Origin of the sequence: Nitratireductor sp. B36 (genome assembly GCF_020833685.1) — a bacterium.
In the GTDB taxonomy this organism is placed as follows: domain Bacteria; phylum Pseudomonadota; class Alphaproteobacteria; order Rhizobiales; family Rhizobiaceae; genus Nitratireductor.
Genome location: NZ_JACKZY010000002.1, coordinates 890,280 through 906,607 on the forward strand (window position 1 = coordinate 890,280; position 16,328 = coordinate 906,607).

The window sequence follows — 16,328 nt, forward strand, 5'->3', positions numbered from 1 at the left end:
GATGACTGATTGGCATCAATACGTCGTTTCTCTGGTGCGGGATACCGATCCGGATCGCTATCTTTCTGTTCTTTATGCTCCGGAAGAAAAGCGTTCAGCGCTTTTCGCACTTTACGCATTCAACGCTGAGGTGGCGGGCATGCGGGATCGTGTGAGCGAAGCTCTCCCAGGCGAGGTGCGGCTGCAGTTCTGGCGTGATGTGCTGATGGCCCAGACAGCATCGGAAAGCGCCGAAGGCTCGCCCCTAGCGGTCGCACTGCTCGAGGCTGTTCGTTCTCATCAGCTTCCGGTCCAGCCTCTGCTGGATCTCCTGGAAGCGCGTATCTTTGATCTTTATGACGATCCGATGCCGAGCCGGAATGACCTGGAAGGCTATTGTGGCGAAACGGCCTCTGCACTTATCCAGCTGGCTGCGCTGGTGCTCGACCCGCCAGCTGCCGCTCGGTTTTCCGAGGTTGCCGGACATGCTGGCTGTGCGCAGGCCATCGCCGGGCTTCTTCGCATGCTGCCAATCCATCGCAGGCGGGGACAGTGCTACATACCCGCCGACCTGCTCGCAGCGGCCGGAACCACACGCGAGGCTCTGCTGAGTGGCGAGGACAAGGCGGGTTCGGCGCGCGCACTTGCCGCGATGATTGCGCTCGGCAGACACCATGTGACGAGATTTGAGGAAGGGGCGAAGGATCTTCCAACCAGCCTGCGCTCGGCGTTTCTGCCTGCAGGCCTTTCAAGCACTTACCTTGATCGTCTCGAGACAGGTGGGGAGGCGGTACTTGATGAAATTGTCTCGCTTCCTCTGTGGCGGCGTCACTGGCTCATGTTGAAACGGGCCGTGAGAGGTTGGCGCTAAGCCACCAATGCGATTGCCTAATTTGCGCCGTGCTCACATGCTCGTGTTCGTCTGGAAATCTGCTTGAGGACGTCTTTTGTCTGAAAAATTGAATAGAAATCATGGGGCTGTCGGCTGGTTTCAATCACTGCAAGAGGCCGGTGCCGCGATGGTGGAGGCTGTATCCCGCTTCCCCGTGACGGTCGGGTTTTTGTTTGTCACGGCGGCGCAGGCCAATGCCCTTGTTGCCTACAGTAGCCTGTTTTCATCTCGGATTTTTGGCACGGCCTCCCAGGAAAACCAGCTTTTCGCACTGATCGGGGCCGTGCTTGCATCATTTGCTGCAACGCTGTTCGCGCAATCCAGGCGTCTCTCGTCGTGGGCGTGTTATGTTCTGCCCGCGGTTGCCGGACTGGCGGCATTCACCGTGATGTGGCCGCCGATCGGCGTGCGAACTGTGGAGTGGGCATTTTTGTTCTCTCTGGCAGCGCTCGTTCCCATAGCGCCCTTTGTCGGCAGAGGGACAGGCGACGCCTTCTGGATGTTTACGGCGCGTTTGGCTTTTGCGGCTGCGCTTGCCCTCCTCGCATTCGTTCTTTTCTGGGGAGGTGCCTCTGCAATACTGGCGAGCCTCACCAACCTTTTCGGTATCGGCATTTCGAACGGCCTCTACAAACATATCGGGGTTTCCATTTGTCTCTTCGTTGCTCCGTTGTTCGGTCTCGGTCAGACACCCTTTGTGTTTGACGAGGAGCCGGGCGGGCGTGAGCATGACATGATGCAATATGGAATGCGGGCGCTTGGCGACTTTGCTGCAGTTCCGCTTCTCATCATCTACGCGATAATCCTGCATCTCTACACGATGAAGATCGTCCTTACCGGTGAGATCCCGCAGGGGCAGATCGGCTGGTTGGTTCTAACCTATGGTGTCTCCACGGTTGCGGTACTGCTTCTAACCAAGCCGTTTCTAGACACAGCACGCGCGCCGACCCGTTTTTTTGTTCGCTTCTGGCCTTTGATCCTTGTGATGCCGCTTGGCCTTCTCTTTTACGCACTGTGGTTGCGCGTGAGCGTTTTCGGATGGACCGTGGAACGCTATTTTCTGGGGCTTTTCGGCGTAGTGATGCTTGCTCTTGTCATTCTGCAAGCGCTCCGGCCTTTGCGTGGCGATATCCGTGTGGCTGCAGGGCTGCCGGTGATCGCGCTTCTCATTGGCAGTTTCGGCCCTCTGGGGGCTGTCGACTGGTCGATCAGGTCGCAACAGTCACGCTTTCTTGAACTCGTCCGCGGTGAGCCCGACGATCATCAAACGAAGGCGGAAGCACTAGCCGTGCTGCGCTATCTCAGTGGAGAGAATGCCGAGCTTGGTGTGGCGCCTGAAGGGTTCTCGCCGTCGGGAGAAGAAAGCCTTTACCGGCAGATTGCGCATGCGTGGAACCTGGATCCGGACAATCCTGTCCAGCGTGGGCGTCAATGGTATTCTTATGACAGGAACTCGACCGTTATGGTCGCTCTGGATGAGTTCGATGTGCTTTTTCAGCACGTAAGAGTAGACCAAAAGGATGGTGCCAACAGCCCCTTGTCATTGCCTGACGGAACCAGTCTCAAATTGACTCTGAACAAGAACGAAGTTTCGCTGACCTCGGAAAAAGGCACCCCCACCCTCTTCAAGGTCGAAACCTCAAGAATAGTCGAACTGTCGACTCAAGCTGACCAATCAGCTTTGTTGCGCCTCGAGGCGGACGGGAAGCAGATCCTATTGATCCCCACCACTCTGTCTGCCAGTTCATACCCCGAAACTGTGCTAACGCATTTCTATGGCGCGGTGGTTCTGCGCAGCAGCGACTGGGAATGAGGGTTTGGCGACATTTGCAAATGCCCTGAACGAACAAGGGGGGCGCCAACCGCACCCCTGACAGTTTGCATTTCAAAGCACGAGAGGCCGAGCTATTCGGCTGCCTCAGCCGCAGGAAGCCCGTCAAGCCATGCTTTGAAGTCCGCAAGCGCGCGCGCCGTAATTGCTTTCTTCTTGGCGACCGATTTCTCCTTCCCGCGAAGCCGCTTGCCTTCCGGCTTTGGGACTTCCACGGGAGGGAAAAGGCCGAAATTGACGTTCATTGGCTGAAACGAACGTTTTCCGGGCTCATCATCCGCAACAATGTGTCCGCCGGTGATGTGGTTGAGCAGGGCGCCGAAGGCGGTGGTCTGCGGCGGGGTGGGGATGGAGCGCCCCAAACGTTCCGCGGCAGCGAAACGACCAGCGATCAATCCCATGGAAGCACTTTCCACATAGCCTTCGCAGCCTGTGATCTGGCCGGCAAAGCGCAACCCCGGGCGGCTCTTCAACTGCAAGGTCCCATCCAGAAGGGTCGGGGAATTCAGATAGGTGTTGCGGTGCAAGCCGCCGAGACGCGCGAACTCGGCGTTCTCCAGACCCGGAATCATACGGAAGATGCGCGTTTGCTCTCCATATTTCAGTTTCGTCTGAAATCCGACCATGTTGTAGAGCGTGCCGAGTGCATTGTCCTGACGCAGCTGGACGACCGCATAGGGCTTTTCGTCCGGCTTGTGCGCATTGGTCAGGCCCATCGGTTTCATCGGGCCGTGACGCAAGGTTTCGGGACCGCGCTCTGCCATCACCTCGATGGGGAGGCAGCCGTCGAAATAGGGTGTGCCTTCCCACTCCTTGAATTCGGTCTTGCCGCCATCTAGCAACGCCTGAATGAACGCTTCGTACTGCGACTTGTTCATCGGGCAATTGATATAGTCCTTACCCGTTCCGCCGGGTCCGACCTTGTCATAGCGTGACTGGAACCACGCCACATCGAGATCGATTGAATCGAAATGAACGATGGGGGCGATAGCGTCAAAGAACGCAAGGGATTCGGCACCGGTTGCCTCTGAGATCGCTTCCGCAAGGGCCGGAGCGGTGAGAGGGCCCGTTGCGATGATCGCCAGATCCCAGTCCTCGGGCGGAAGGCCGGTCACTTCTTCACGCTTGATCGTAATCAGCGGGTGAGCCTCCAATGCCGCGGTCACGGCATGTGAAAAGCCTTCGCGATCCACTGCAAGCGCGCCCCCGGCTGGGACCTGATTGGAATCGCCCGAACGCATGATAAGTGAGTCCGCCAACCGCATCTCCGCGTGGAGCAGACCGACCGCATTGGTCTCTGCGTCGTCTGAACGGAAGGAATTGGAACAGACCAGTTCGGCAAGGCCATCGGTCTTGTGGGCATCCGTACCGCGCACCGGGCGCATCTCATGCAGAATGACTGGAACGCCAGCCTGCGCAACCTGCCAGGCAGCTTCTGAACCGGCGAGCCCGCCGCCAATGATGTGTATCGGTTTCATGGGGAGGAGATAAGCTGCCGTGTGAGGGAATGCAACGGGATAGAAACCGGCGCTAACCAAATATGCAGTGTCCTGCCGGGAGCGCTTCCCTCGTCGCCCAACGCGCCCTAAACTGTGACGATGGGGCTTGGAATTTTCAGAGTTGGAGCGGTTTGCATTGCGTCTGCACTCTTCTGGGTGGGCGATGCGAACGCAGAGCGCGTGTATCTGTGCAGCGGTTATGGCTGCTATTACAAGAAAAGCATGACGATCGACACGGCGATGAGGCAAAGACTGGTCGCCATCATGGCACCGGGCAAAGCATCTGCGAAGGCTGAACGGAAAGCCGTGGCGCAGGCGGTTCGCTATTTCGAAACCGTGGCAACCCAGACCATCGGTGTGCGGGACGGCCCGAAATCGGCTCCCGGCGGCGCGCGAGTCTACGGACAGATGGACTGTATCGACGAGTCGCGCAACACGCGCACGCTGCTACGCTATCTGGAGCGACACGGGCTTCTTCATCATCACACTGTTCAGCGAAACGCCGCGCGCGGTTTCTTTCTCGACGTGCGCTATCCGCACGCTACGGCGGTCCTCCGCGCGAAAAGCGGTGAGGAATGGGCGGTGGACAGCTGGTTCGAGCCAGCCGGAGGGGCACCGGACATCATGAAGCTGGCCGAATGGAAAACGCGCGGTGTGCGAGGCGAACGATAGGCAATAAAAAACGACACCCGCCGAGGGAGGAGGTTCGGCGGGTGTCGTTATGGGATGACCGGCAATTTTGGGAGGAGGAGGTTGCCGGTCTATTCGCCAGGGTTGGGAGGAGGTAACCCAGGCGAAATCTATGAAACTCAAATCCTGACAGGCCCCATATGGGGAGGCTGCTGCCCGGAAACAACACCCGCCGAGGGAGGAGGTTCGGCGGGTGTCGTTTTGGGATGACCGGCAATTGGGAGGAGGAGGTCGCCGGTCGGTTCCTTCAGGATTGGGAGGAGGATAACCCCAAAGGAAACTCTAAAACTCTGTTTGGCGTGCCGTTCCCGGCTCTGCCGCCCGTTTCAACACCTGCCGGGGGAGGAGGTCCGGCAGGTGTTGTTTTGGGTGACCGACAATTGGGAGGAGGAGGTTGTCGGTCATATTCGTCAGGATCGGGAGGAGGTGATCCTGGCGAAACTCTTAATCTCAAATGCCCTTAGAGGGACTTGCGCGCCACGAAGGGGATGTCGCCGCGGGAGATGCCCAGATCGTTCAACTCGCGGTTGGACAGGCGGCTCAGCTCGGTGACGGTCTGACGGTAACGGCGCCAGTTGCGGTAATTGCGGATGATGTTCATCTCAGTGCTCGCTTCGTTTGAATTCCGTGTTCGTTTGTTGAGCCTGAAATAGTCCCATCCCGCTCAGCTTTGAAGTGCCAATGTTGCATGACAGCAATGCGATTTGTGCAATGCAGCATGGCGCTTTTGCGGCTGCGTTATGGCGGATGTTCGGCTTGGATATAATCGATTTATAAAAGCGTGGGGAAAATCAGGCAGCATGTTCGTGTCGGGCTGGTTGGCGAAAGGCATAAAAAAGCCCTGAATCTTGCCAATTTTGCTTTGATAGACTAGGTGCAGGTGATATAGAACCCGCGCTTTCGGAAGCTTAGGGCGCTCCTTGGGTTTTTCGAAGCGGGTGTGGTGGAATTGGTAGACACGCAGGATTTAGGTTCCTGTGGCGCAAGCCGTGGGGGTTCAAGTCCCTCCACCCGCACCAGAAGGGCCGATCCCGGTAAGATTCCCCGACAGGAAGAGCGGTGGGCGCCGTGAAAGCGGCGGCAAAAGCGAATACAAAGGTATGATGGATGCAGGTAACCGAAACTCTCAACTCAGGGCTCAAGCGCGAACTTAAGGTCGTCGTTCCTGCAAAGGACATGGAGGCGCGCCTTAGCCAGCGTCTCGATGACGCGAAGGGCAAGGTCAACCTTAAGGGGTTCCGCCCCGGCAAAGTGCCCGCACAGCACCTGCGCCGCGTCTATGGCAAATCCTTCATGGCTGAGGTCGTGAACGAGATCCTTGCGGACACGCAGAGCATCCTGACCGACCGCGGCGAGAAGCCGGCCATTCAGCCGGAAATCTCCATGACCGAGGACGAAAAGGAAGCCGAAAAGGTTTTGGCCGGCGATGCGGACTTCGAATTCTCGATGTCTTACGAAGTCATCCCGCCGATCGAACTCAAGAGCTTCTCCGATATCAAGATCACGCGCCAGGTTTATGACGTCACGGATGAGGAAGTCGAAGAGCAGGTCAAGCGCGTCGCCGATTCTGCCCGCACCTATGAGGTGAAGAAGGGCAAGGCCGCCGAAGGCGACAAGGTGAAGCTCGACTATCTCGGCAAGATCGATGGCGAGCCCTTCGATGGGGGCTCTGCCGAGGATTCCGAGGTCGTGATCGGTATGAACCAGTTCATCGCTGGTTTCGAAGAGCAGCTTGTCGGTCTCAAGGCCGGCGATGAGACCACGATCAAGGTGACTTTCCCGGAAGAATATGCGGCAGCGCATCTGGCCGGAAAGGAAGCCGAGTTCGACATCAAGGTCAAAGAAATCTCCAAGCCCAATGATTTGGAGATCAATGACGAGACCGCAAAGCAGCTTGGCCTGGAATCGGCCGAGAAACTTCGCGAGATCGTTCGTGGCCAGCTCGAGAACCAGTTCGGCCAGGTAACCCGCCAGAAGGCGAAGCGGCAGATTCTCGACGCGCTGGATGAGGCATACAAGTTCGAAGCGCCGTCCAAGCTGGTGGAAGCCGAGTTCGAGAATATCTGGAACCAGGTGACCCGCGATCTCGAGTCTGCCGGCCGGACCTTCGAAGACGAGGACACGACCGAGGAAGAGGCGCGCGAAGAGTATCAGCGTCTTGCCGAACGCCGTGTGCGCTTGGGACTCGTTCTGTCCGAGATCGGCGAAAAGGCCGAGGTGAAGGTTAGCGATGAAGAGATGCAGCGTGCGCTCATCGAATCGATCCGTCGCTATCCTCCGCATCAGCAGCAAGAGATTTACGAGTTCTATCGCCAGAACCCGCAGGCCATGGCAAACATCCGTGCGCCGCTCTTCGAGGAGAAGGTCATCGACCATCTGCTCGGTGAAATCTCCGTCACCGACGAAAAGGTTTCGCGCGACGAGCTGATGGCGGATGATGAGGACGAAGCGGAGGCAAAGCCCGCGAAAAAGGAGAAGGCTGCTCCGAAAAAGAAAGCCGCTCCGAAGAAGGCTGCCGCCAAGAAGAAGGAAGAAAGCGAGTAATCGCTTCTCTTCTTTTGTGAGACGATTGGAAAAGGCCGCTCTTTCAGCGGCCTTTTCTTTTTGACGCCTTTGGCCCCAAAGCGGGATCAGATCAGCTGAAGCCCCTTGAAGCTCGCATGCCCCTTCTTGCCAATGATGATGTGATCATGGACCGTAATGCCCAATGGTTTGGCGGTGTCCACGATGGTTTTGGTCATGTCTATATCTGCGCGGGAAGGGGTTGGGTCGCCTGAAGGGTGGTTGTGGACGAGAATCACCGCCGTTGCGGCAAGCTCCAAAGCACGGCGTACCAGTTCTCGTGGATAAACCGGGGTATGATCGACGGTACCGGTTTGCTGAACCTCGTCGGCAATGAGCTGGTTTTTTTTATCGAGGAAGAGGACGCGGAATTGCTCTCGATCCTCATGGGCCATCACTGCGGTGCAGTATTCAATTACCTGTGACCATGAGGTCAGGAGTTGGCGGTCGCGCAAGTCTGCCTTGAGCATTCTTTGAGCCAGGGCTGCTGCCACTTTGATATCTCGCGCGGCAGCCTCTCCTATACCGTCGACTTCCTGCAAGAGACGCTCCGGCGCGCCGAAAATCTCGGGAAGCGAGCCAAAGCGCTCCAGCAAGGCTTTTGCCGGACCTTTGGTGTCTGCACGCGGTATGGAACGGAACAGAAAAAGTTCCAGCAGCTCATAATCAGAGAGCGCTGTGCTACCCGTTTCCGCAAAGCGCTGCCGCAAGCGGTCCCGATGTCCATGATAATGCGGCTTCATGCCGGATTTTCGAGTGGGCAGAACTGGCCGTTCGGCCAGAAAACCGTGGTCGTCGTCCTCTTCCATGAAATGTCCCCGCCACTGTTCCAGGGGAACGTGCGGTTTGCCGATGGCGCACGTCCTGGTGGCAGTCTAAGCCGGGAGACCGGGCCGGTCGAGCCCTGCAGGCGAAAGCGTGAAAATTTCGCATCCGGTCTCTGTGACGCCGATCGAGTGTTCATACTGAGCGGACAAAGAACGATCGCGTGTGACTGCAGTCCAGCCGTCCGAGAGGACTTTTACATGCGGCCGGCCGAGATTGATCATCGGTTCGATGGTGAAGATCATGCCCGGACGCATTTCGACACCTTCGTTCACACTGCCATAGTGCAGGATGTTGGGTGCGTCATGGAACAGTTGACCAACACCATGGCCGCAAAAATCCCGCACAACCGAACAGCGTTCACCTTCTGCGTAGGCCTGGATAGCCGCTCCGATGGCTCCGGTGCGTGCGCCCGGCTTCACCGCGGCGATGCCGCGCATGAGGCACTCATGGGTGACCTCCAGCAGCCGTTCGGCGGCGCGCTTGATCGTACCGACGGGATACATGCGGCTTGAATCGCCATGCCACCCATCGAGAATATAGGTGACGTCGATATTGACGATATCGCCATCGCGCAGCGGTTTGTCATCCGGAATCCCATGGCAAACCACGTGATTGATGGAGGTGCAGGTGGACTTTGTATAACCACGATAGTTCAACGTTGCGGGGATCGCTCCGTGATCCATTCCGAATTCAAACACAAATCTGTCGATTTCGTTGGTGGTCACCCCTGGGGCGACCCGGCTTGCAAGCTCGTCCAGACAGCGGGCGGTGAGACTTGATGCCCGGCGCATGCCCTCGAACCCTTCTTCGCCATAAAGGCGGATCTGTCCGGTGTTTCGCATCGGGGCGGAATCTGCTTCGAGATAGGTGACCATGAGGTTTGAATCGCTTGCGCTTGGACTGGATAAGGTTGCCGGATTTTGCTGTTTTTATAGCACGATGTCTATCAGACGATCCGGTTTGATTGCTTCAGGGCTGATTTGGCACTTGATGGCGTAGGCTTCAACCCCGGCTTTGTCAGCAAGTGCAAAAGCCTTTGCGTAAGCCGGGTCGAGATCGTCACACAAACGAAAGCGCGCGCAATCGCCTCTTTGAATGAGATAGATCATGATAGCGCGGTGGCCTGCCTTGCGCATGGTGACAAGCTCGTGCAGATGCCGTGCTCCCCGCTCCGTCACCGTGTCGGGAAATTCCGCAAGTCCCTCTTCGCGCATGAAATGCACATTCTTTACCTCCACATAGGCGCGAGGGCGTTCCGGCTCCTCAAGAAGCATATCGATGCGTGAGCGTTCTCCATAGCGCTGCTCGCGCTTCAATGAGCCGTATGTGGCAAGATCGGACACAAGGCCGGCACGGATGGCCTCTTCCGCAAGCCTGTTTGGCAGTCCCGTGTTTATCCCGACCAAGGTGCCGTCAGCCTCGACGATCTCCAGCCGGTGTCGGTATTTTCGCTTCGGATCGTCGGAGCGGGAGAGATAGACGCGCGCCCCTTTGGCTGTGAGCCCGAGCATGGAACCGGTGTTTGGTACGGAGACGGTGACCTCTGTGCCGTCCATCAATGTGACGTCCGCCAGAAAACGCTTGTAGCGGCGGATCAGACGTGCCTCGATGAGCGGTGTTGAGAATTCCATGAGGGTCCTTCGAAAAGTGCCTGTTGGGAATGGCTGTGCCTTCTCGGATCGATCAGCTTCGCGCCTGTTGCTGGGGCAGCGCGGCAGCACGTTTTCGATAATAGGCGCCCAGCACCAGCGGCGTCAGATACATGGGGATCTGGTAGCACCCGATGAAGAGCAGCAGCGAATCGGTCACGCCGGCGGGGAGGGCTGTGAGGAAGAGGCCAATATTGCGATTGCCCGCGGCAATTCCCAATGGTGCGGCCATGGTGTTCTTGCCAAAGCGCTCGAGCAGAACCGTGACAGCGATCTGCAGCATGAAATTGGCTGCAAAGGCAATCGCCAGATTGAGGCCCACCCGTGCTGGATCGATCAAAAGCGTTTCGCCGACCGCTGACATGAGGCCGATCACCACGATGCCCATAAGGATGGCGGAGAGACCGTCAATCGACTGGATCGCAACCGGCGTCGGGTTTGCCAATGCAAATCGGCGAAGGACGAATGCTGCGGACACGGCCAGCACGATGACAGCCAAAAGCCGGCCGGCAGCCGCGAAAATGACGTCTGCACTGCCGAGTGCCGGTGTGAGCCAGAAAACGGGCAGCACAGTGAGTGGCAAGAGTGCTGTTCCAAGCGTCATGACCCGCATGACGGGGGCAGGGTCATTACCGGTCATGATTGCCAGGTGCGGGCTGCCGGAAACCGGAGCCGCAGCGGCCATCAAAACCAGCGCGGTCGGCAGCACACCTTCCCAGCCCATTGCGAGGAAGGAAAGCGCGAACCCGATCGGCAGCAGCAATTGAAAGGCGAGGGTGGCGACAAGCGACTGACGCAGGTCCCCCAGAGCACCGACAAGGGCTTTCGGGCCCATTCTCAGAGCCGCAAGGAAGAGCAAAGCGGCGATCATTTCGGCGATCCAGGGTTTGGCCGCGTGCGCGGCCGCCGGTGAAGCGATGCCGACCAGAAGCCCGGCGATCAGGAAGAACCGTGCGCGCGAGGCGGCAAAACCGAGCGCCTTCTCAGCAACAATCAACGGACTCTGCATTTCATGCCTTCCTGCGCGTCTCGGTGAAGTCTCACATCCCCATCAGTCCAAAAAAGGACGAGCGAGAAGTACGCGGGCTGGCACGCCGGGTCAAACGCCACACGGCTTTGTTCACTGATGCACAATTTCAGGAGGAAAAAACTGGCACGCCCAACGGGACTCGAACCCGTGTTTCCGCCGTGAAAGGGCGGCGTCCTAGACCGCTAGACGATGGGCGCGCTCAAGACGATCCGGCTTATAGTGAGCTTCGTTGCCGGGGGCAACCCGTCTTGTGATGGTTCTATGCTTTTTTTGTGATTTATTTTCTGCGACGGCAGCGCCAGTTCCAGTCACGCTCCGGGCCGACGTCCACATGCACCGATTTCGTATGACAATAGGTGCCTACGCCGCCGCGACCGGGCATGGAGCGAACATATTTCGCCAGTTCCCATTTGCTGACGCCATCGATCTGGATGTCTGCGGCTGCACAATACATATGAAGAGACTTACGGGCCCCTCGAACGCGGCGATTGTAGCTGGGGCTGCGATAACCTGAAGTGACGACGATTCGTTTGCCGTAATGTCGTTCGATCGCCTTGAGCATGCCGACCAAGGCGGGTTTCAGGCAGGCCGTATCAACGCTCTCACGCTGTTTGAGAAGGCCATTGGGGGCAAGACGGGCCATGCCTGCGGCCGAGGCGACCTGGTAAGCAGGTTCTTCCTCGTAAATATCCGCGTCGGCATCATCGTTGCCTGTCTTGCTCGAAAACTCGAACAGGCTTTCGCCTTGCCTTACACCGGGGAGGGCAGAACCCATATTGACTGATGCCTGCACGGGCTTTGTGTCGGGTGAGGCTGAGGCGAGCACAACCTTGGAAGTTTCTGCGGGTTTGGCTTTGCTCGTTTCGACCAGCGGACGGGAGGCTTTCTCTGCCGCTTTCGCTGCCTTGGGTTCTTTTGCGGAGAAAAAGGCTGAAAGAAAACTTTGCCGTTTGGATGCTGATTCGCTCTCGGACTGCGGTGTCGTATCGGCTTCCGCAACCTCTTCAGAAGCATCTTCTTCAGCTGGAGCGGCGGTCGCAGTCTGTGTTGGCACGCTTTCGGCCGGAGGAGCAGGGTCTTCTGAAACGTTGTCGGCGGCGACCGCCTCGATTGCCGAGACAGGTTCTTTCTGGGACGCTGCTGCTGTTTCCGTCGCGACCTCCTCTGGGGCCGCTGCATCTTCTTTTTGACCAGGACGTTCGGAGGGGAGAGGCATCGAAGTCGAGGCTTCCGACCCGCCGGCGCCTTCTGCTGCCGCAAACAGGGTGGCGTCGCTCGTCGAGAGAGAAGAATTGGTTTCGCCGTTTTGTAGTGCAGTCGGGGCGAGACCCAGTTGGGTCACAGGATCAGAGGTGGTGGAGCAGGATGCCAGAAATAGAGCGCAGATCACACCCGCCAGACTGGATCGACCATGCCTCAACACCGACATATAGCGTTTTCCGCTCTCGTCCCCCAACAACAGAAATATGCCCCTCAATTGATTGAATCACGCACACGACGATGAACTGAATTCGGTTCGCAAATCTATAGCAAGTGCTTGTCTTGCCTGCGAATCCCAGCCCTATGAACAATCATATAGGCGGTAGAAAACAATTGAGGCAAGAACATGTTTCATGCCGAAACTACGTCAAAGTTCCCTTGGGGCCTCTAAAAGCATTGTTTCGTTCTGTCATTTTGTGTGATCAGGCGCGGATGCGCACATAATCTCCCGGAGCTTCACCAAGCGCATTCTTGTTCTTCGCTGGTTTGCGGGCTTTCACCTGGCGGCTGTCCTGAGAAAGGATCCAGTACTGCCAGCGCGGCCACCAGGAACCGGCGTGCTCATCGGCGTTTGCCATCCAGTCATCAAACTCGCCTTCGGGGTCTCTGCCCGTCCAAAACTGGTACTTTTTCATCTCGGGCGGGTTGATGACGCCGGCGATGTGACCGGAACCCGCCAGCACAAACTCAACCGGCCCACCAAAAAAACGGCTGCCAAGGAAGACGGATTTGGCTGGTGCTATGTGATCCTCACGCGTGGCAAGGTTGAATATCGGGATCTTGATGTCTTCCAGATGAAGCGATTTTCCGCGTAGAACGGCGCGGCCCTGGGAGAGGTTGTTCTCAAGATAACAGTTGCGCAGGTAATATGAGTGATTGGCGGCTGCCAGGCGTGTGGAATCGGAATTCCAGTAAAGAAGGTCGAAAGGCAGAGGCGCCTGACCGCGCAGGTAATTGTTGACCACATATGGCCAGATCAGATCGCCTGCGCGCAGCATATTGAAGGCGGTGGCCATGCGTGTGGCGTCCAGGTAGCCGCGTTCACGCATGGCTGCATCCAGAGCCTGGATCTGATCTTCATCCACGAAAACCTTGAGATCGCCAGCAAAGGTGAAATCCACCTGTGTGGTCAAGAAGGTAGCGGAGGCGATACGGTCGTCTCCCTCGGCTGCCATCAGGGCCAGACCGGCTGCCAATAGGGTTCCGCCCACGCAGTATCCCATAGCGTTGACCTGTTTTTCTTCTGTCGCAGCCTCGATCGTGTCCAGCGCGAACCTTATGCCCTGGTCGATATAGTCTGCCCAGTCATACCGGGCGTGTCGCTCGTCCGGATTGACCCATGAAATCACAAAAACCGTATGCCCTTGCTCAACGGCCCAGCGGATGAATGAGCGCTTGGGATTGAGATCGAGGATGTAGAATTTGTTGATCCAGGGAGGAACAATAAGCAGCGGCCGCTTCAAAACCTTCTTTGTCGCGGGGGCGTATTGCAGAATTTCGACCAGTTCGTTGCGGGCTATCACCTTGCCCGGAGTGTTGGCCAGATTCTCGCCGATCTTGAATTGTGAACTGTCGGATTGCCGGAGTTTGAGGTCGCCTTTCCCGGCGGCAATGTCTTCGGCGAGCATTCGCATGCCGCGTACGAGATTTTCCCCGTTACTCGCCATGGTCTCACGATACAGCTCAGGGTTCGTAAGGAGAAAGTTCGACGGCGATAGGGCCTGGCTCATCTGCTCCACATAGAACCGCGCCTTGTGACGCGTTATGTCATCGAGGTCGTCGGCGCCGTCCACGAGGTCTGCAGCCCAACGCGCAGTGACGAGATAGGCCTGTTTCAGGAAACTGAAAAAAGCATTGCGTCCCCATTCGGGATTCTGGAAGCGCTTGTCCGTCGCCGCAGCGGAGGCGTAGTCGCCCACGTTCTCCTCGCTCATTCGGCGGATGGCATTTGCCCAGATGCCCATGAACTCGGCGAACAGACGTGTCTGGGCTTCCAGCGCGCGGGTGGGATCGCCCAACCAGTATTCACTGACGCGCGAAAAGGTTCTGATCATGTCGGCAAGGGGGGCGGCGGTTATGTCGCTGGCTTCATTCTTTTCTCTCGCTTGCGTCCAGGAGGCGGCGGCCTTGCCGAGTTCCTCAAGCGCGCGCGCCAGGTTTTGTGCCAGACGTTCGGGGTCTTTTGCGAAATACTGGTCGAATGCCGACTCTTCGTGGTTTTCTGCGCCCGTGGTCTGCTTTTCTCGAGCCATAATCTGCGCCTGCAACCTGAACGCGCCTTTCAAGCGGCGCGGTGTTAACGTAATCTCCACGGGAGGCTCCCCCGCGACCATCATGCATGGTAGTGGCTTGAATCGGAAGAGAATATGAAAATCAGAGCTCACCGCGGTTTTTTTCGCATCACCGAAGCATTTGCCTTGGCGGCTTCCCTTCCGCTTGTGCTCGGTGGGTGTGTCAGCGCGAGTTTGGAAGATGCAGCGCCTTCCGCGGCGATCAGCACGCCACCGCCCTTGCCAGGCCCTGCTTCACAAGCTGGGACCGGGGCAACCAATACGTCTGCTGCGCGCAACACGGGTGTCTATCCCGATCTCAACATCCCGTCGGAATCAGCGGCTACGCCAATTGATTCAAGTGAGAAGGATGCACTGACGCGGGATCTCTCCGCAGTGCGGGAGCGCCTGGCGGTCCGGGCTCCAAGCAACGACGCCGAAGCAGAAGCTGCACGGTTGCGCCGTCTTGCCAAAACACATGCGGAGCGGCAGCTCGAGGAAATCGAAAAGAGCGAATAACCTCAGCTCTCCTTTCCCTCGACCACTGAGTGGAATGGGTATATGAGGACCGGTCACCGGTCTCGCGTCACCTGCATCGAGGTATGATGATGGAAGAATTTCATAAGATCCGTCGGCTCCCGCCCTATGTTTTCGAGCAGGTGAATCGCCTGAAGGCGAGTGCGCGTTCGCGTGGTGCCGATATCATTGATCTCGGCATGGGAAACCCCGATCTTCCAACGCCGCAGGCCATTGTCGACAAACTGTGTGACGTGGTGCGCGATCCGCGCACGCATCGCTATTCATCTTCGCGTGGCATTCCCGGTCTTAGACGGGCACAAGCGGCCTATTACGAGCGTCGCTTCGGCGTGAAGCTCGATCCTGAAACTCAGGTGGTCGCGACGCTGGGGTCGAAGGAGGGGTTTGCCAATATGGCCCAGGCGATCACCGCGCCGGGCGATGTGGTGCTGTGTCCAAATCCGACTTATCCCATTCACGCATTCGGGTTCATCATGTCGGGTGGTGTCGTGCGGGCTATCCCCGCCGAGCCTGACGCGAATTTCATTCCGGCGCTCGAGCGTGCAGTGCGCTATTCGACGCCAAAGCCGATCGCCCTCATCCTGAACTACCCGTCAAACCCCACGGCCTGTATGGCGTCGCTGGATTTTTACAAGGATGTGGTTGCCTTTGCGCGCAGGAACGATCTGATCATTCTTTCTGATCTTGCCTATTCGGAGATCTATTTCGAGGGCAATCCACCACCTTCGGTTCTGGAAGTGCCCGGCGCAATGGACGTCACGGTGGAGTTCACCTCGATGTCCAAAACGTTTTCCATGCCGGGCTGGCGCATGGGCTTTGCCGTGGGCAATGAGCGGCTGATCGCCGCGCTGTCGCGTGTCAAATCCTATCTGGATTATGGCGCCTTCACACCGATCCAGGTGGCGGCTGCGGCTGCTTTGAATTCCGATGGTACGGAGATTGAAGAGGTGCGCGAAATCTATCGCCGCCGCCGGGATGTGCTTGTGGAATCGTTTGGCCGCGCCGGCTGGGATGTGCCACCGCCACCTGCCACCATGTTTGCCTGGGTGCCGATCCCGGACGCCTACCGAGAACTCGGTTCTTTGGAATTCTCCAAACTTTTGGTCGAAAAGGCCGAGGTGGCGGTTGCGCCTGGCATCGGGTTTGGTGAGTTTGGCGACCAGTTCGTGCGTATCGCACTGGTTGAGAACGAGCACCGGATCCGACAGGCCGCCCGCAGCATCAAGCGCTTCCTTGCAACCGCGCCGGAAAACACCGACAACGTCATTCCGCTCGGCGCCCGTCGCTGAGTCTAACCACTG

15 protein-coding genes and 2 tRNA genes are annotated in these 16,328 nt (G+C 57.8%); 8 read left to right on the top strand and 9 right to left on the bottom strand.

Annotation, left to right across the window (positions count from 1 at the left end; all coding sequences use genetic code 11):
- Position 1 precedes the first annotated feature (1 nt).
- A complete protein-coding gene (locus tag H7H48_RS10810; RefSeq protein WP_229449052.1) occupies positions 2-850 on the top strand; it encodes a phytoene/squalene synthase family protein in 849 nt (282 codons plus the stop codon).
- Positions 851-998: 148 nt separating this feature from the next.
- Positions 999-2,684 (top strand): DUF4153 domain-containing protein, encoded by a 1,686-nt coding sequence (locus H7H48_RS10815; RefSeq protein WP_229449053.1) that lies wholly within the window; start codon positions 999-1,001, stop codon positions 2,682-2,684.
- A 92-nt stretch (positions 2,685-2,776) separates the two neighbouring features.
- Here the strand turns inward: H7H48_RS10815 and trmFO are convergent, their stop codons facing one another.
- Positions 2,777-4,180 carry a methylenetetrahydrofolate--tRNA-(uracil(54)-C(5))-methyltransferase (FADH(2)-oxidizing) TrmFO gene (trmFO, locus tag H7H48_RS10820; RefSeq protein WP_229449054.1) on the bottom strand — a complete coding sequence of 468 codons (1,404 nt, stop codon included), beginning with the start codon at positions 4,178-4,180 and terminating at the stop codon, positions 2,777-2,779.
- 243 nt (positions 4,181-4,423) lie between these two features.
- Here trmFO and H7H48_RS10825 point away from each other — a divergent pair, with 243 nt between their 5' ends.
- A complete protein-coding gene (locus H7H48_RS10825; RefSeq protein ID WP_229449055.1) occupies positions 4,424-4,873 on the top strand; it encodes a hypothetical protein in 450 nt (149 codons plus the stop codon).
- Positions 4,874-5,351: 478 nt separating this feature from the next.
- On the opposite strand, the gene H7H48_RS10830 is transcribed toward H7H48_RS10825, so the two are convergent.
- Positions 5,352-5,492 (bottom strand): DUF1127 domain-containing protein, encoded by a 141-nt coding sequence (locus tag H7H48_RS10830; RefSeq protein ID WP_007008226.1) that lies wholly within the window; start codon positions 5,490-5,492, stop codon positions 5,352-5,354.
- Between the two features lie 333 nt (positions 5,493-5,825).
- On the opposite strand from H7H48_RS10830, the gene H7H48_RS10835 reads away from it, so the two are divergent.
- Positions 5,826-5,910: transfer RNA gene (locus tag H7H48_RS10835), tRNA-Leu, on the top strand.
- An 88-nt stretch (positions 5,911-5,998) separates the two neighbouring features.
- The gene (gene tig / locus H7H48_RS10840) at positions 5,999-7,435 is read left to right on the top strand and encodes a trigger factor (RefSeq protein WP_229449056.1); all 1,437 of its coding nucleotides are present in this window, start codon (positions 5,999-6,001) and stop codon (positions 7,433-7,435) included.
- Between the two features lie 86 nt (positions 7,436-7,521).
- Here the strand turns inward: tig and radC are convergent, their stop codons facing one another.
- From radC to H7H48_RS20160, 6 genes are all read right to left on the bottom strand, one after another.
- Positions 7,522-8,262: a DNA repair protein RadC gene (gene radC / locus H7H48_RS10845; protein WP_229449057.1), complete on the bottom strand. Its 741-nt coding sequence runs from the start codon at positions 8,260-8,262 to the stop codon at positions 7,522-7,524.
- 66 nt (positions 8,263-8,328) lie between these two features.
- The gene (gene map, locus H7H48_RS10850; protein ID WP_229449058.1) at positions 8,329-9,156 is read right to left on the bottom strand and encodes a type I methionyl aminopeptidase; all 828 of its coding nucleotides are present in this window, start codon (positions 9,154-9,156) and stop codon (positions 8,329-8,331) included.
- Positions 9,157-9,210: 54 nt separating this feature from the next.
- On the bottom strand, positions 9,211-9,912 hold the full coding sequence (gene sfsA / locus H7H48_RS10855) for a DNA/RNA nuclease SfsA (protein WP_229449059.1): 702 nt from the start codon (positions 9,910-9,912) through the stop codon (positions 9,211-9,213).
- Positions 9,913-9,964: 52 nt separating this feature from the next.
- Positions 9,965-10,939, bottom strand: coding sequence for a hypothetical protein (locus H7H48_RS10860; RefSeq protein WP_229449060.1), 975 nt, complete (start codon positions 10,937-10,939; stop codon positions 9,965-9,967).
- Positions 10,940-11,081: 142 nt separating this feature from the next.
- Positions 11,082-11,157, bottom strand: a tRNA-Glu gene (locus tag H7H48_RS10865).
- An 80-nt stretch (positions 11,158-11,237) separates the two neighbouring features.
- Positions 11,238-11,735: a YcbK family protein gene (locus H7H48_RS20160; protein WP_370633347.1), complete on the bottom strand. Its 498-nt coding sequence runs from the start codon at positions 11,733-11,735 to the stop codon at positions 11,238-11,240.
- 1 nt (position 11,736) lies between these two features.
- Here H7H48_RS20160 and H7H48_RS20165 point away from each other — a divergent pair, with 1 nt between their 5' ends.
- The gene (locus tag H7H48_RS20165) at positions 11,737-12,150 is read left to right on the top strand and encodes a hypothetical protein (RefSeq protein WP_370633348.1); all 414 of its coding nucleotides are present in this window, start codon (positions 11,737-11,739) and stop codon (positions 12,148-12,150) included.
- Between the two features lie 492 nt (positions 12,151-12,642).
- Here the strand turns inward: H7H48_RS20165 and H7H48_RS10875 are convergent, their stop codons facing one another.
- Positions 12,643-14,472, bottom strand: a complete 1,830-nt coding sequence (locus tag H7H48_RS10875; RefSeq protein ID WP_229449062.1) for an alpha/beta hydrolase — start codon at positions 14,470-14,472, stop codon at positions 12,643-12,645.
- 114 nt (positions 14,473-14,586) lie between these two features.
- On the opposite strand from H7H48_RS10875, the gene H7H48_RS10880 reads away from it, so the two are divergent.
- Both H7H48_RS10880 and H7H48_RS10885 read left to right on the top strand, forming a co-directional pair.
- Entirely contained in the window at positions 14,587-15,009 is a 423-nt protein-coding gene (locus H7H48_RS10880) for a hypothetical protein (RefSeq protein ID WP_229449063.1), read from the top strand.
- 86 nt (positions 15,010-15,095) lie between these two features.
- A complete protein-coding gene (locus tag H7H48_RS10885; RefSeq protein ID WP_229449064.1) occupies positions 15,096-16,316 on the top strand; it encodes an LL-diaminopimelate aminotransferase in 1,221 nt (406 codons plus the stop codon).
- Positions 16,317-16,328 lie beyond the last annotated feature (12 nt).

Excerpts from the sequence above, each read along its gene's own strand:
- tig (WP_229449056.1), top strand. The coding sequence starts at position 5,999 with ATGCAGGTAACCGAAACTCTCAACTCAGGGCTCAAGCGCGAACTTAAG.
- map (WP_229449058.1), bottom strand. The coding sequence starts at position 9,156 with ATGGTCACCTATCTCGAAGCAGATTCCGCCCCGATGCGAAACACCGGA.
- H7H48_RS10860 (WP_229449060.1), bottom strand. The coding sequence starts at position 10,939 with ATGCAGAGTCCGTTGATTGTTGCTGAGAAGGCGCTCGGTTTTGCCGCC.
- H7H48_RS10830 (WP_007008226.1), bottom strand. The coding sequence starts at position 5,492 with ATGAACATCATCCGCAATTACCGCAACTGGCGCCGTTACCGTCAGACC.
- trmFO (WP_229449054.1), bottom strand. The coding sequence starts at position 4,180 with ATGAAACCGATACACATCATTGGCGGCGGGCTCGCCGGTTCAGAAGCT.
- H7H48_RS10810 (WP_229449052.1), top strand. The coding sequence starts at position 2 with ATGACTGATTGGCATCAATACGTCGTTTCTCTGGTGCGGGATACCGAT.
- H7H48_RS10885 (WP_229449064.1), top strand. The coding sequence starts at position 15,096 with ATGATGGAAGAATTTCATAAGATCCGTCGGCTCCCGCCCTATGTTTTC.
- H7H48_RS10815 (WP_229449053.1), top strand. The coding sequence starts at position 999 with ATGGTGGAGGCTGTATCCCGCTTCCCCGTGACGGTCGGGTTTTTGTTT.
- H7H48_RS10875 (WP_229449062.1), bottom strand. The coding sequence starts at position 14,472 with ATGGCTCGAGAAAAGCAGACCACGGGCGCAGAAAACCACGAAGAGTCG.
- H7H48_RS10880 (WP_229449063.1), top strand. The coding sequence starts at position 14,587 with ATGAAAATCAGAGCTCACCGCGGTTTTTTTCGCATCACCGAAGCATTT.
- H7H48_RS20160 (WP_370633347.1), bottom strand. The coding sequence starts at position 11,735 with ATGGGTTCTGCCCTCCCCGGTGTAAGGCAAGGCGAAAGCCTGTTCGAG.
- sfsA (WP_229449059.1), bottom strand. The coding sequence starts at position 9,912 with ATGGAATTCTCAACACCGCTCATCGAGGCACGTCTGATCCGCCGCTAC.
- radC (WP_229449057.1), bottom strand. The coding sequence starts at position 8,262 with ATGGAAGAGGACGACGACCACGGTTTTCTGGCCGAACGGCCAGTTCTG.
- H7H48_RS10825 (WP_229449055.1), top strand. The coding sequence starts at position 4,424 with ATGACGATCGACACGGCGATGAGGCAAAGACTGGTCGCCATCATGGCA.